Source organism: Flavihumibacter petaseus NBRC 106054 (assembly GCF_000974785.1).
Classification (GTDB): domain Bacteria; phylum Bacteroidota; class Bacteroidia; order Chitinophagales; family Chitinophagaceae; genus Flavihumibacter; species Flavihumibacter petaseus.
Genome location: NZ_BBWV01000002.1, coordinates 80727 through 94182, shown reverse-complemented (window position 1 = coordinate 94182; position 13456 = coordinate 80727). Strand labels below are relative to the sequence as shown.

At 50.3% G+C, this 13456-nt stretch carries 14 protein-coding genes; 10 read left to right on the top strand and 4 right to left on the bottom strand.

Annotated features, from left to right (window positions below; translation table 11 throughout):
- Nucleotides 1-107: 107 nt before the first annotated feature.
- Together FPE01S_RS10220 and FPE01S_RS10215 are read left to right on the top strand one after the other, a co-directional pair.
- Complete coding sequence (locus tag FPE01S_RS10220) at nucleotides 108-1349, top strand: DUF2130 domain-containing protein (RefSeq protein WP_046368938.1); 1242 nt, start codon at nucleotides 108-110, stop codon at nucleotides 1347-1349.
- Between the two features lie 5 nt (nucleotides 1350-1354).
- Entirely contained in the window at nucleotides 1355-1645 is a 291-nt protein-coding gene (locus FPE01S_RS10215; protein WP_046369783.1) for a hypothetical protein, read from the top strand.
- A 551-nt stretch (nucleotides 1646-2196) separates the two neighbouring features.
- On the opposite strand, the gene FPE01S_RS10210 is transcribed toward FPE01S_RS10215, so the two are convergent.
- The 3 genes from FPE01S_RS10210 to FPE01S_RS10200 all read right to left on the bottom strand — a co-directional run bounded on the left by FPE01S_RS10210 (nucleotide 2197) and on the right by FPE01S_RS10200 (nucleotide 5286).
- Complete coding sequence (locus tag FPE01S_RS10210; RefSeq protein ID WP_046368937.1) at nucleotides 2197-2799, bottom strand: hypothetical protein; 603 nt, start codon at nucleotides 2797-2799, stop codon at nucleotides 2197-2199.
- Nucleotides 2800-2910: 111 nt separating this feature from the next.
- Nucleotides 2911-4563 carry a hypothetical protein gene (locus FPE01S_RS10205; RefSeq protein WP_046368936.1) on the bottom strand — a complete coding sequence of 551 codons (1653 nt, stop codon included), beginning with the start codon at nucleotides 4561-4563 and terminating at the stop codon, nucleotides 2911-2913.
- Nucleotides 4564-4647: 84 nt separating this feature from the next.
- Nucleotides 4648-5286 carry a 4'-phosphopantetheinyl transferase family protein gene (locus tag FPE01S_RS10200; protein ID WP_046369782.1) on the bottom strand — a complete coding sequence of 213 codons (639 nt, stop codon included), beginning with the start codon at nucleotides 5284-5286 and terminating at the stop codon, nucleotides 4648-4650.
- A gap of 77 nt (nucleotides 5287-5363) precedes the next feature.
- On the opposite strand from FPE01S_RS10200, the gene dcd reads away from it, so the two are divergent.
- Nucleotides 5364-5900, top strand: coding sequence for a dCTP deaminase (gene dcd, locus FPE01S_RS10195; RefSeq protein ID WP_046369781.1), 537 nt, complete (start codon nucleotides 5364-5366; stop codon nucleotides 5898-5900).
- A gap of 352 nt (nucleotides 5901-6252) precedes the next feature.
- On the opposite strand, the gene FPE01S_RS10190 is transcribed toward dcd, so the two are convergent.
- Nucleotides 6253-7365, bottom strand: coding sequence for a DUF3810 domain-containing protein (locus tag FPE01S_RS10190; RefSeq protein WP_046368935.1), 1113 nt, complete (start codon nucleotides 7363-7365; stop codon nucleotides 6253-6255).
- 90 nt (nucleotides 7366-7455) lie between these two features.
- Here FPE01S_RS10190 and FPE01S_RS10185 point away from each other — a divergent pair, with 90 nt between their 5' ends.
- From FPE01S_RS10185 to FPE01S_RS10155, 7 genes are all read left to right on the top strand, one after another.
- Entirely contained in the window at nucleotides 7456-9078 is a 1623-nt protein-coding gene (locus tag FPE01S_RS10185) for an acyl-CoA carboxylase subunit beta (protein ID WP_046368934.1), read from the top strand.
- Nucleotides 9079-9089: 11 nt separating this feature from the next.
- Nucleotides 9090-9872: a PhzF family phenazine biosynthesis protein gene (locus FPE01S_RS10180; protein WP_046368933.1), complete on the top strand. Its 783-nt coding sequence runs from the start codon at nucleotides 9090-9092 to the stop codon at nucleotides 9870-9872.
- A complete protein-coding gene (gene rnhA / locus FPE01S_RS10175) occupies nucleotides 9869-10342 on the top strand; it encodes a ribonuclease HI (protein ID WP_046368932.1) in 474 nt (157 codons plus the stop codon). Before FPE01S_RS10180 ends, rnhA begins: the two co-directional genes overlap by 4 nt.
- 3 nt (nucleotides 10343-10345) lie before the next feature.
- Nucleotides 10346-10825, top strand: coding sequence for a GNAT family N-acetyltransferase (locus tag FPE01S_RS10170; RefSeq protein ID WP_046368931.1), 480 nt, complete (start codon nucleotides 10346-10348; stop codon nucleotides 10823-10825).
- 68 nt (nucleotides 10826-10893) lie between these two features.
- Nucleotides 10894-12027 carry an MFS transporter gene (locus FPE01S_RS10165; protein WP_169749154.1) on the top strand — a complete coding sequence of 378 codons (1134 nt, stop codon included), beginning with the start codon at nucleotides 10894-10896 and terminating at the stop codon, nucleotides 12025-12027.
- A 4-nt stretch (nucleotides 12028-12031) separates the two neighbouring features.
- A complete protein-coding gene (locus tag FPE01S_RS10160; protein WP_046368929.1) occupies nucleotides 12032-12478 on the top strand; it encodes an SRPBCC domain-containing protein in 447 nt (148 codons plus the stop codon).
- Between the two features lie 317 nt (nucleotides 12479-12795).
- Complete coding sequence (locus FPE01S_RS10155; RefSeq protein ID WP_046369780.1) at nucleotides 12796-13449, top strand: phosphoribosylanthranilate isomerase; 654 nt, start codon at nucleotides 12796-12798, stop codon at nucleotides 13447-13449.
- The last annotated feature ends 7 nt before the right edge of the window (nucleotides 13450-13456 follow it).

Sequence of the window (13456 nt, the reverse complement as noted above, 5' to 3'; positions counted from 1 at the left end):
TTCTGAATATTAAATCTCCCGTGCCCGGCTGACCGGAGGTGCATACACGCACTCTTCTTCGCTAAAGCTACGGTGGGCGAAGCCTTCAAACTTTCTTATCTTGCCCCATGCCCACAACGATAAAATGTCCCAACTGCAGCCATGAGTTTCCGCTGGAAGATGCCCTGAACGATGAGTTGAAGGATGCGATAGAAAAAGAGAAACAGGAATTGCGGCAGCAGATGATCGATTATAAGAAATCAAAGGAAGATGAGATCCGCCGCAAGGAGGAAAGTTTTCAGTTGCACCTGCATGCCGAACTGAAGCGGCAGGGCCAGCTACTGGAGGAAGGCATCCGGAAGTCGACCCAGGCTGACTTTGAAAACAGGTTGCAGCTCCTTCAGCAGGCGAACCGCGACAATGAAGAAAAATTGCGGATGGCGCGTCAGAAGGAACTGGACTACCTGCGTATGGAACAGGACCTGAAAACAAGAGAAGCTGAACTGGATATTGAGTTGCAGAAAAAGCTGCAGGCCGAACGCAGCAAATTATCTGAAGAACTCCGCAAACTGGAAGAGCAGAAGATGGTAGCCCGCGAGAATGAATACCAGTTGCGGCTACGGGAACTCGAAAAGCAACTGGAAGACCAGAAGCGACTGGCTGAAGAAATGAAACGACGGGCAGAGCAGGGCAGCATGCAACTGCAGGGAGAAGTGCAGGAACTGATCCTCGAAGAACTGTTGCGGGCAAGTTTTCCCTTCGATCTTGTTGCAGAAGTGGGTAAAGGCGCAAGGGGGGCAGATTGTATCCTTACCGTCCGCAACCAGTTCGGGCAGGAATGCGGCCGCATCATTTTTGAAAGCAAGCGGACAAAAAACTTTTCCCGCGAATGGATTGAAAAACTGAAAGCTGATATGCGCAGCCAGGGGGTAGACATCGCCATTCTTGTGACGCAAACCCTGCCGGATGATATGCAGCAGTTCGGGGAAAAGGAAGGCTTGTGGATCTGTTCCTTTCACGAAGTAAAAGCCCTTGTTACGGTTTTGCGGGATGGTATCCTGCGGGTATTCAACGCCAGCAAAAGCCAGGAAAACAAGGGCGATAAAATGCACATGCTGTACGATTACCTCACGAGTGCAGAGTTCAGCGAACAATGGAAAGCCATCCGTGAAGGTTTTCTGAACATGAAGCTGTCCATCCAGCGGGAAAGGGACGCTATGGAGAAGCTCTGGAAAGCCCGGGAAAAACAACTCGAAAAGGTATTGCTGAATGCTGCGCATGTGCGGGGCAGTATTGAAGGGATTGCCGGAAGCGATACCATCAATCTATCACTGCTTGAGAACGATCATTCCGAAGACGAAATAGCCTAATGACCATGACCTATTCAGCATTCCGTGAATCCATGGCCGCCGCCACACCGCCGGCCCACCTCTCCCCGTACCTGCAGGCGTTGTGGTTTGCCGGCAATAACCAATGGGACGCGGCACATGATCTTGTGCAAGACCTGCCGGATAAAAAAGCTGCGCATATCCACGCTTATCTCCACCGCCTGGAGGGTGATGACGGGAATGCAGGATACTGGTACGCGAGTGCCGGGGTGAAGTTTCCGGGGGTGGCTGTGGAGGATGAATGGGAGCAGTTGGTGAAAAGCTGTTTAGAAGTTTAATTGTTTATCAGTTTAGCAGTTATGTTGTTTAGCAGTTATGTTGTTTAGAAGTTGGGCTGACTTACAAAGCAAATTGCAAATACAACTGTTTTGAAGCACAGCGTTGTGGATCTTCTAAACAAATAAACTTCTAAACCAATAAACAAATAAAGGTCATCCTTCAGGATGACCTTTAAAAATTTTCCGGGGCGATCTCATACTGCTGTTCAAAGGATATGAAACTACTTCTAATGGGTCCCGGACATGGATTTGTTTCTACCTGCTTTGCTTTTTCAGGGGATAGGATTACGAAGGATCAGGTTATTCTGACTTTTCTAAGGATTGGATCAGCTATGACAAGCTATCGATGACTTTTCTGAGGATTGGATGGGAGGCTGCGGGATGTTTAATCCCTTTTGCATAACAAAAATGCGAAACTGCCTGCTGGTTTGAAATCCACTTCGTTAATCGAGGCTGTTTTATCGATATTCGGGTTTTTTAAGCCGTTTACTGGTCTGCCAACAATGTAAAAAGCCATCCACTTTCGTGGATGGCCCCTAATATTTTGCGGATTACATGGTCTTTGACCGGATAAAACCGCCGAGTGACATGCCGGCGTTTTTATAGGCCTCAGAGATCCGCTGACCCGTATCGAAATCGTTGTCGAGAAAAGCGCCGCCGCCCGGGCTCTTCTCCACAGAGATTTTCCCGATTACTTTGGATTTGTCAGCAGTCTCCACCACAATCGCCTCCAGGTTGATATTCGCACTCTTGCTCGTCATTACAATTTGATATCCTGGTTCGGTAAAGGTTGTCTTTACAATGATGGTGTACTTCGCTGATGCCAGCGGTCCGCCGGTCATACCGCTGAACTGATTGAATGTCTGAATGAAATTCGGCTGATACCGCGTTTCGCGGTCATCCAGCCACGCTTTCTCCCACGTATCGCCCTTTCCCGCTTCTTTTTTATTGTAATCTGCTTTTTTCTTGCTCACATAATCCGCCTCACTCACCTTCCCCACTTTCATGTTGGAATAGTCAAACTCGATGTTGATCTCCTTAACTCCTTTCAGTGCAGACAGATCCCCTTCTTCCAGTTTGATCTTCTGGGCTCCGGCTTCCACCGCAAACAGGGTGGTAGCAGCGAGCAGCATACCGGTGTACAGCTTTTTCATTGCATTTCAGTTTTATTGAATAAAACTAGAAAATGCGCGATCCTCCGTGAATGACAACCCGGCGGAATGTACTATTTCCTGTATGAACTGTTTATCGGGGAACTGCTGCTGTTACTGGGGCTGCAGCCAGACCAGTTTTACGCCTTTGTCTCCCCTTTCATTCTCCAGCTTAAGTGTAACGAACTGGTTGCTGGATGCATCATAATCAGAAATGGTAAATATGGAAAGGTTGTGGGATTTCTTCCCCGGATCGCCATACAACATAACCCGGCCGGGAACAATGTCTGAACCGGAGATCCTGTAATAAAATGCATCGCAGTCACTTACCCCGACGATTTTGGTAATCTTTCCCTTCTGTATACTTTCCGTATTTTTTTCAGCATCGTTCATCAGCATGTAACTGCCGTTTTTTGCAGGAAGATAATAGCAGGATTTGTATTGATTCCCCCTGTCCATTTTCTGTGCGGTACCTTCGCGCTCAGACTGGTAAAAGGGAACAACCGCTGCTCTTTCAAGGTGTTGGCTCCTGGGGAAAAGGTAGCTTCCGGTTTCTGTACCCAGAATACTGTAATTCGCGACTACAGCATGTCCGAGTTCAGCATCAGAAAGCTGATATTGATTGTTGGCAGTATTGCTGCTTCCGGACCAACCACCCATGGAACCCATTCTGGAATAGAGTTTCAGCTCCTCAAACAGCACGGCAAAGCTGCCATCACTATTGATATAAATATTTTGTGGTCCCACAGTCAGCTCGTCTTTTTTCCCAAAGAGCTCAGCATGTTTCTGAAAAGCATCCTGAAGCACCGGTTGTTCCGAATGTTCCATTGTTTTTGTAACGGGATCTACAAATGTCAGCACCACATCAATGGCAGTCTTGCCGTTTTTACTGCCTTCTTTACGCCCCAGCCTGGTAGTAGTAAGCAAAATGAGTTTTTTAGTAACGGGATTATAACGTGCGATACCACCCGTCGCCCCCAAATTGCGCTCAACGTCAAGACGGGTAACTTTAATTTCCTTATCGCCTTCTTCCAGGGTTCCCAATAAAAATGCGGCTTGTTCACTGCCGCTTTCTTTCGTATTGTAGGCGGACACCAACAGTGCAACATTGTTTCGCCCAAAGAATGCCATGTCGATAAAATGCAGGTATTTGAACTTGTTTTCCGGCGAATTATAATTAACCCGTTTTATTTCCTTGTTGTCGGCTCCATATAACACCAGTTCAATACGCTTGTTGCGATCTGACTGAACCGTGTTAAACATGACAACAGCATAGTTATCACTGAAGGGGTCTTTTCGTACACTGAAATCCGGCAAAGCCACGGCTCCTAAAGCCATACCGTATCCCATCCCCATGCTAACCTTATCCATCCGGGCAATTTCCTTATCTTCTATCAGCGCGCCGGTCGTGCCATTGACAATAATCCTTGTCAACACAGGAGTTGCTGATTCAAATTCGCTTACCAGCAAAACTGCATTGCCATTTACTTCAAAAAATCCATCAACATTGGCTGCCTTGAGTTTCCCCAGTGAAGTTTCCAATTGTTTCTCGGCTATGAGTTTATGGGAAATATCATAAGCGCGGACAGACATCCCTTTCTTATTCTTCAGGTGAAAGAACATCGTGTTCCCGTTTTTCATCTGTAACACTTTGCAGAAACCCTCCTCGGGTTCTTCGAAAACAGCACTTTCAGCAACCTGGGTGAATTGGGATAAGACATTGAGACACATTAACAGAAACACACATCCGAAAACAATTTTTTTCATGGAAAGAGTTTAAGGGGCAAGATAGCGCGCAACAATCAAACTTCAAAAGTGTGCGCGACCGTTACCTGTAAGCGTCAGCGGCATTCAGGTAATGACATAGGCCAGAACCAGTGGATTGAATATTTTAGCGTGCAGATCTACTTCCTGGTTAATCTCCTTCCGAAAAATATAAGGAAGCTGAATCCACTCATTTGCGTGCACACGGGCAGCGCCCCGCAGCTGCATGTGCTGACGGAAATCAACTTTTCCGTTGCCATACCATTTAAAAAGGGCTTCCTTGGCACTCCAGATAACAGTTGTCAATTGCATGCGCATCAGGTCGAACTGGCTGTAAGCATCCAGAAAGTCCTTTTCCGGCTGAGCAAGAAACTTATGTGATATATGTTCAATACGTGGGGTGATCAGTTCGATATCGATGCCTACGCGGGAAGTATCACTGGCGATCGCTGCGGCGTAGTTACCGCTATGGGAAATGGAAAAGTGGTATTTCTCCCCTGGCAGGAAAGGTTTGCGGGTGTCGGCCACCTGGATCTCTTCCAGCGGAAAATCTGCAAAAAGATGCCGGAGCAGGTAGCGTCCGGCCAGATGCTGCAGTCGTTTATAGGGATGTGTTACGTCCTGCTTGATCGGCACTTTTTCGAGAAAGAATGCTTCCGGCTCTTCAATCCGCCAGATGGCCAGCCGGCTGTGCTGGTTGATATTATGTTGATAAAATAAGGCCAAGGTTGAGAATTTGCTGGTAACATTGCAGCGCATGCTTGCGTGTAAACCGTTCACCAAATATAATTGAAGACCAGCACATGATACTGTCAGATAAAAGGATACTTGAGGAAATGGGAAAAGGCACCATCAAAATTGAACCTTTCAACCGGGAGAGTCTGGGCAGCAATTCCTATGATGTGCGGCTGGGCAAATGGCTGGCTACCTACAAAGAGCATATCCTCGATGCCAAAAAACACAACCAGATCGAGTACTTCGAGATCCCGGAGGAAGGATTTGTGTTGTATCCCCATATTTTCTATCTCGGTGTTACCCTGGAATACACCGAAACCCATGCCCATGTTCCGTTCCTGGAAGGCAAGTCCTCTACCGGCCGCCTGGGCATCGATATCCACGCAACAGCCGGCAAGGGTGATGTCGGATTCTGCGGCCACTGGACCCTCGAAATTTCGGTAAAGCAACCTGTAAAAGTGTACAAAGGCATGCCGGTTGGCCAGCTGATTTACTTCCCCGTGGAAGGTGAAATCGAAGTAGCCTATAACCAGAAGAAGAATGCGAAGTACAGCGGGCAGCCGGATAAGCCGGTGGAAAGTATGATGTGGAAGAATTCGTTTTAGTTTAGTTGTTTAATTGTTTAGAGGTTTAGTAGTTGGCGACCCGAGGATGGAAGTGAATGGCAGTTTGAAGTTTGGGGTCTGGGGTTTGAAGTTGGGTTTGAAGTTTGCTTTGCCTGCCGGAGCTTTAGCGAAGGCAGGGCTTTGATTCAAACCATTAAAACTGAACGCCATACTTATCAATAACCCTTTTCTTCTTTGCGCCCCTGCTTCTTTGCGTGGCGAGCAGCGCCATTGCGTGAAAAAACATGCAATTGAGTGAAAAGGTGCGCTTTGGCTGCTGAAGCATTTGCGTAAGCGGCAAGCGCCGTAAGCAATAATTATAACAGAAACAAAGCGGGAAATCGTTCATAAATCAGCGCGACACACCTGCGTGAGACTGGCCAGCTGTGCGGGCAACACGCTGACGGTCGAGCGCTATGACCATACCCACCACCTGGTTATAACTCATCATGCCGCCAGGCTGCTGGTTGGCGCGCAAAAATTCCGCATAGAGGATACGTACCACCGGCTCAAAAAGGCCGGTGTGGCGAAGGTTGAATTCGCGTAGTTCCTGAATATCCTGCTTCACTGCGGGCGAAAGCAGGTTGATCTGCGCGCGCGCCTTAACGCTGTCCTTCCCGAATAAATCGCGGATGGCATACAGGTAGAGATCAAAGCTGGCCGAATACCGGAAAGCGGGGCTGCCGGATGCAGATGCCGTCAGGTACCCTGCAAGATTAGCCTCGTTTTCCTTGGCATATCCCAGCTGGTGCCCGATTTCATGACAGGTCGTAAAAGGCTGCACAAATACCGGCACTGTAGTATTGACCTGCGCTTCGCCGGTGAATGGATTATAGTATCCTGTAAAGCCCAGGTAATTGCCAAGATAGCTGTAGAGGGAAGGTTTGACAGACTGACCGCCATAACGCAGAAAAACTGCTTCACCCGAGGGGTTGCGGTAGGCACGGAAAGCATTGGTAAAAAGCGTCTTCTTATGCCGCAAGGGATCACGATCGGCAAGAGAGCTGTCGCGCAGTGCGTTCAGTTGAATCACCAGGCGGCTGACCAGCGATTCGAGTTCTTCCGTGGTATAGGGTCCGGGTCGAATCCCCATCTGGTAGGCAATGCCGAGCCGGTTATAGTTCAGTCCCCAGTTGAGGTTGAAAATAATGTAGATCCACAGCCATGCTTTCATCACACGCATGCCTGACCGAATCAGCCAGGCCTTATTCACTTTTTTCTGCCAGATGCCGCGAATCCCCCGGTAGATCGTGTGCAGCAGCCAGATCGCTACAGCCGTGTACAAGAGGTCACCGATGCTGATGGGCAGCCATCCGAACAGCCAGCGAAGCACCCTGGAAATGAGCGGATAGAGGCCGGTGGAATAATATCTTTCCACCGCTGCGGGGAACAGGGCAAAGATCCTGATTGCCAGCACTGTGAGCAACAAGAAGATCCATCCGTAATATGGTTTCAGTTTCCGCATGCGTGAAACGAGGTAAAACGATCAACAATAATAGAATGTTCGTGGCAATCACCCAATAGCTTTATTTTGCAGAACAAGTGCAGCACATATATGGAAATCAACCGGAACGAGGAATCTATGCGGAAAGCATTGACCGAACGCCTGGCCCGATGGGAAAAGATTGCGGTTGGTGGCGGACACAAAGCGATCGCAAAACAGCACGAGCGCAATAAGCTGACTGCCCGGGAAAGGATCCGTTACCTGCTGGATGAGCCGGAGGCTTTCCAGGAGATCGGTGCTTTTGCCGGAGACGGCATGTATGCAGCAGATGGCGGTTGTCCGGCGGGCGGCACGGTGGCTGGCATCGGGAAAGTAAGCGGCCGGTTGTGTGTGATCCTGGCGAATGACCAGACCGTGAAAGCCGGAGCCTGGTTTCCCATTACCGGAAAAAAAAATCTGCGTATGCAGGAGATTGCTATGGAGAATCATCTTCCGGTGATCTACCTGGTGGATAGTGCCGGTGTATTTCTGCCGATGCAGGATGAAATCTTTCCCGATAAAGAACATTTCGGCCGCATCTTCCGCAATAATGCGCGCATGAGCGCGATGGGGATAACCCAGATCTCGGCGGTGATGGGCCCCTGTGTTGCAGGAGGTGCCTACCTGCCCATCATGAGCGATGAAACGCTGATGGTGGAAGGCAATGGTTCTATATTTCTTGCCGGTCCCTACCTGGTGAAAGCCGCGATCGGGGAAGACGTGGATGTTGAAACGCTTGGCGGTGCAAACACCCACAATGCGATCAGCGGGATCGCTGATTACCAGTTCAAAACCGAGGAAGAATGCCTCGACCGTATCAAACAGATCATCGGGAAACTGGGCAGGCCTGCCACAGCGGGTTTTGACCGTATAGCTGCGGCACCTCCCCAAAAGGCAGCCACTGACACCTATTCGATTTTCCCGGAAGGCAATGCACGGCCTTACGATGTACGGGAACTGATCGCCTGCATCACTGACTATTCGGTGCTGGAAGAATTCAAGGCTTCCTATGGCAAAACGATCGTTTGCGGTTATGCGAGAATTGATGGCTGGGCTGTGGGAATTGTCGCCAACCAGCGCCTGATCGTCAAAACGCAGAAAGGAGAAATGCAACTGGGCGGCGTAATCTATAACGACAGTGCCGATAAGGCGGCGCGGTTCATCCTGAACTGCAACCAGAAAAAAATCCCGCTGGTGTTTCTGCAGGACGTTACGGGATTTATGGTGGGAAGTCGCAGCGAGCATGCGGGCATTATCAAGGACGGCGCGAAACTGGTAAATGCTGTCGCGAATTCTGTTGTTCCCAAGATCACCATCATCACCGGCAATTCCTATGGCGCGGGCAATTATGCCATGTGCGGGAAAGCCTATGATCCCCGGTTCATCTACGCATGGCCAACGGCAAGAATTGCGGTGATGGGTGGCGACCAGGCAGCAAAAACATTGCTGCAGATCCAGGTGGCAGGGCTCAAGGCACAGGGCAAAACTATCAGCGCACAGGAAGAGCAGGAACTGCTGCAGGAGATCAGGGGGCGTTATGAAGCCCAGGCCAGTCCCTATTATGCTGCTGCCAGGCTTTGGGTGGACGAGATCATTGATCCAGCCGAGACGCGCAACCGCATTTCCCTCAGCCTTGAGGCAGCCAATCATCAACCTTTCCTGGCACCCCTGCAGACCGGGGTGTTCCAGGTGTAAATCTTTGAATCATGGAATTATCGCTCTATATCGCTGACGCATTTACCAATACGCTTTTTGGCGGCAACCCCGCTGCTGTTGTGCCGTTGCAGACCTGGCTTCCCGATACCCGTATGCAGGAAATCGCCATGGAAAACAATCTTTCCGAAACCGTCTTTTTTGTAAAGGACGGTAATGATTTCCAGATCAGGTGGTTCACGCCCACGGTTGAAGTCAAATTGTGCGGACATGCCACGCTGGCGGCTTCGCATATCCTGTATACCGAACTGGGTTATGCAGCAGACACTATCCGTTTTCACAGCAAGAGTGGCCTGCTCACCATTACCAAATCGGAACAGGGCATCACGCTCGATTTTCCGGCCAATTCGCCAACACCCGGCGATGCACCGGATGACCTGTTCGAAGGACTGAATATTACCGGCGGACTCGTATTCAGATCGAGTTTCGACTACATGGTACTGTTAGACAGCCAGGGCGCCGTTGAAGCGTTGAAGCCCGACTTTGGCCGGCTGGCAAAAGTGCCCGCCCGCGGGGTGATCTGCACGGCAAAGGGCGACAAAGCAGATTTTGTGTCCCGTTGCTTTTATCCGCAGAGCGGGATCAATGAGGATCCTGTTACAGGATCAGCACACACGATCCTGGTTCCCTTCTGGGCGGAACAACTGGGCAAAACCATGCTCTTCGCAGAACAGCTGTCCAGGCGTGGTGGCAAACTGCATTGCGAATTGCAGGGCGACCGGGTATTGATGACAGGAACAGCAGTGACCTACTTAAAAGGAACAATTGAAATATGACAGATAGTGGATTGGTGATCTATACCGATGGTTCCAGCCGGGGCAACCCGGGACCGGGCGGGTATGGGGTCATCCTGAAATGGGGCGCGAAAGAAAAAGAGCTGTCGCAGGGCTATCGGAAAACCACCAATAACCGGATGGAACTGATGGCAGTGATTGCGGGGCTGGAAGCGCTGACGCGGAACGGACTCTCGATCACGGTGTACAGCGACAGCCAGTATGTGGTGAATGCCGTTGAAAAGAAATGGCTCGATAAATGGATGGCTACCGGCTTCAGTGGTGGCAAGAAGAACAGTGATCTCTGGAGAAGGTATCATGCCCTTTCGCGGCTTAACCAGGTCCGGTTTCGCTGGGTGAAAGGACATGCCGATAATCCCTTCAACAACCGCTGTGATGAGCTGGCTACCGCTGCAGCAGATGGCGGGAACCTGCTGGTGGATGTGGGCTATGAAAATTTATCGGATATTTGAAACATGCATCCTACCATACCCGCTGAACAGATACTGATAGAGCAGTTACCTGAAGAAGCAGCACTTCCAATGGACCTGCTTGAATTGGCTGAGCCTGATGTCAATGCCATAGCGGAGTATATCAATTATTGCATTGTGCTGGTAGCGAAAAAAGGAGAACAGGTGGTGGGCGTACTGGCATTGAGCCCGGAGACCAAAGAGCGCACGGAAATCCGCAACATCGCAGTGTTGCCTGCTTTCAGGAAAAAAGGAATCGCCCGCCAGTTGTTGCAGGAAGCCTGCAGCCGTGCTTCAAGGCTGGGTTACCAGGTGCTGCAGGTATGCACATCGAACGCCGGCATCCGGCAGCTGAAAGTGTACCAGCAGTTTGGATTTGAACTTACCGATGTACGGTGGAACTATTACGTGGAGCATTTCCCTGAACCGATACTGGAAGACGGCATTCTCCGCCGGCACCAAATGGTGCTGAGCAGGTTACTGTAATGATCCTGGGTAATACCATAAACTATTTACGCTTTCCTGCGAGCAGGACGGTTGGGTTGCTCTTTTCTGTGAGCAGCCTCCTGCTGGGCATCTGGGTGGCTGCCATTCCGGGGATCAAACTGCGGCTGGGCCTTACAGATGCCAGCCTGGGACTTTCGCTGCTCCTTGCACCGGTTGGCGCGCTCACCGGTGTGATGGTCGCACCTTATGTGTTCAAAAAAATTCCCGTTGGTCAATGGATGGTGCGCGGCCACATCCTGTACTGCCTGATCTTCATTGCGCAGGTAATGGCGGTCAGCCCTGCGATGCTTTGGGTTGCCCTGTATTTCAACGGCCTGACCGGCTTTCTGAACGGCGTGTCTACCAACTCGGTTGTGGATATTGTTGAGAAACAATACAACCGGCGGATCATGAGCACCAGTCATGGCATGTACAGCCTGGGTGGTGGTATCAGTGCCGGGCTTACAGCTATTTTCTATGCCGTACATCTGACTCCTATCTGGCAGATCACCATCGTGGCGGCGGTGCTTATTACCCTGCTCCTCCTGCAACGGAAACACCTGCTGCAATATGCCATTAAAATCCAGTCCGACACCAGTTTCCGGCTGCCGTCCGGCAGTGTAATTGGTCTTGCCTTCATTTGTTTTGTATCCTTTATGGGCGAAGGGTGCGTGGCAGACTGGAGTGCCCTGTACCTGCGGGAATCCCTGCATGGCTCGAAGGTTATTGCGGGGCTCGGTTTTGCAGGTTTCAGTGTGGCGATGGCTATTGGCAGGTTGAACGGAGACGCCCTGATCCCGAAAGTGGGCAGCAAGAATATTGTGATCGCCGGATGCCTCGTGGCAAGCCTGGGATTTTTGCTGGCTATTGGATTCGGCACTGTTCCCACCGCCATAGCGGGCTTTACCCTGATCGGCTTTGGTTTTTGTTGTGTGGTACCCATCCTGTTCAGTGCTGCCTCCAGGGTACCCGGTGTCAGTCCGGTGAATGGTATAGCGGCAGTGGCCAGCGGCGGATTGATCGGATTCCTGGCCGGTCCTTCCCTGATCGGACTGATTGCAGAAGAATACAGCATTGCATGGGGTTTGTCTATCCTGTTTTTCCTCTCCCTGGCAGCTGCCATCTTTGCCTGGAAGAATGACTTCCTGATAAATCGTCATTCCCGCGCGCCTGAGGTCAACTATAACGATCAACATTACTGAGCGCATGCCCTTTCATATATTCACCAGGATCCGGATCGCAGCCCCGCAGGCGGCGGTGTGGAAAGTGCTGACGGACTTTGCAGCCTACCCTGATTGGAATCCTTTTGTGCAGCAACTGACCGGCAAGGTAGCAGCCGGTGAAAGAATAACCGTGCATTTGCCGGGCATGACGTTCCGCCCCCTGGTCAAAGCGGTGGTTCCGGACAAAGAACTGCGGTGGCTGGGGTATCTCGGAGTACCCGGACTGTTTGATGGCGAGCACCAGTTTTTGCTGGAAGACAACAGGGACGGTACCACGACATTTATTCACAGTGAAACTTTTAATGGCCTGCTGGTGCCGCTCTTTCGGGCCAGCCTGCTGAAAAAAACAAAACCCGGTTTTGAAGCAATGAATACAGCGTTGAAGCAACGGGTAGAAAAGTATTATGAAACCTTGATTTCCCCGCTTTGAGTGAGAGGTATCATTTTTCAAAATAGAGCAATTTATTAAATCCAGTGAAATGAGCCACCACACTGTGTTTCATAACCGTATGTGTGATAAGCGTTTCAAAAAGCATTCATTTGAACGTGAAAACTGTTAGACGTTAAATTTACTTGCCCCCAACTGGCTAATCTTTTCGGGATACAGGACGAAAGGCATAACAGCGCCTCCGTTGGCACATAACCAGGTATTTTACAATAACAATTTACAACCATGTAAGTTTGTGAGATGTAGTGTGGTGGCTCATTTCACTGCAGTCAAAGTCAGCGGGCCCTAAAAACAGTACTATGAAACCAATTGTAAAAGTCTGCTGTATCAGCAGTGAAGCGGAAGCGGCGATGGCTATTGGAGCCGGTGCAGCCGCCATCGGCCTGGTAGGAAATATGCCCAGCGGTCCGGGTGTTATAACAGATGAACTGATTGCTGCCATTGCACGCACAGTTCCAGCCAATATTGCCACGTTTCTGTTGACCAGCGAAACAAAGCCGTCGGATATTGTGCGGCACCACACCAGGGTGCAAACCAGTACTATTCAGATGGTGGATGCGCTGGCAGAAGGGCAATATAAAGCCATCAGGAAACAACTGCCCGGCGTGCAGCTGGTGCAGGTAATACATGTCATCGACGAAGCATCGGTGGACGAAGCGCTTTCCCTTGCTTCAGAAGTGGATGCGTTGCTGCTGGACAGTGGAAATCCGCGGCTGGCCGTTAAAGAACTCGGCGGAACTGGCCGCGTACACAACTGGACGCTTAGCAGGAAAATAGTGGAACAGTCACCCGTGCCTGTTTTTCTTGCCGGAGGACTACATGCCGGAAATGTAAAGGCCGCCATTGAGCAGGTGCAGCCCAATGGACTGGATCTTTGCAGCGGTGTGCGGACCAATGGACAACTGGACGCGAAAAAGCTGGAAGCTTTTTTCGAATCAGTTTACGGGAGATAAGTGGGCG

Excerpts from the sequence above, each read along its gene's own strand:
- FPE01S_RS10220 (WP_046368938.1), top strand. The coding sequence starts at position 108 with ATGCCCACAACGATAAAATGTCCCAACTGCAGCCATGAGTTTCCGCTG.
- FPE01S_RS10215 (WP_046369783.1), top strand. The coding sequence starts at position 1,355 with ATGACCTATTCAGCATTCCGTGAATCCATGGCCGCCGCCACACCGCCG.
- FPE01S_RS10210 (WP_046368937.1), bottom strand. The coding sequence starts at position 2,799 with ATGAAAAAGCTGTACACCGGTATGCTGCTCGCTGCTACCACCCTGTTT.
- FPE01S_RS10205 (WP_046368936.1), bottom strand. The coding sequence starts at position 4,563 with ATGAAAAAAATTGTTTTCGGATGTGTGTTTCTGTTAATGTGTCTCAAT.
- dcd (WP_046369781.1), top strand. The coding sequence starts at position 5,364 with ATGATACTGTCAGATAAAAGGATACTTGAGGAAATGGGAAAAGGCACC.
- FPE01S_RS10190 (WP_046368935.1), bottom strand. The coding sequence starts at position 7,365 with ATGCGGAAACTGAAACCATATTACGGATGGATCTTCTTGTTGCTCACA.
- FPE01S_RS10185 (WP_046368934.1), top strand. The coding sequence starts at position 7,456 with ATGGAAATCAACCGGAACGAGGAATCTATGCGGAAAGCATTGACCGAA.
- FPE01S_RS10180 (WP_046368933.1), top strand. The coding sequence starts at position 9,090 with ATGGAATTATCGCTCTATATCGCTGACGCATTTACCAATACGCTTTTT.
- rnhA (WP_046368932.1), top strand. The coding sequence starts at position 9,869 with ATGACAGATAGTGGATTGGTGATCTATACCGATGGTTCCAGCCGGGGC.
- FPE01S_RS10170 (WP_046368931.1), top strand. The coding sequence starts at position 10,346 with ATGCATCCTACCATACCCGCTGAACAGATACTGATAGAGCAGTTACCT.
- FPE01S_RS10160 (WP_046368929.1), top strand. The coding sequence starts at position 12,032 with ATGCCCTTTCATATATTCACCAGGATCCGGATCGCAGCCCCGCAGGCG.
- FPE01S_RS10155 (WP_046369780.1), top strand. The coding sequence starts at position 12,796 with ATGAAACCAATTGTAAAAGTCTGCTGTATCAGCAGTGAAGCGGAAGCG.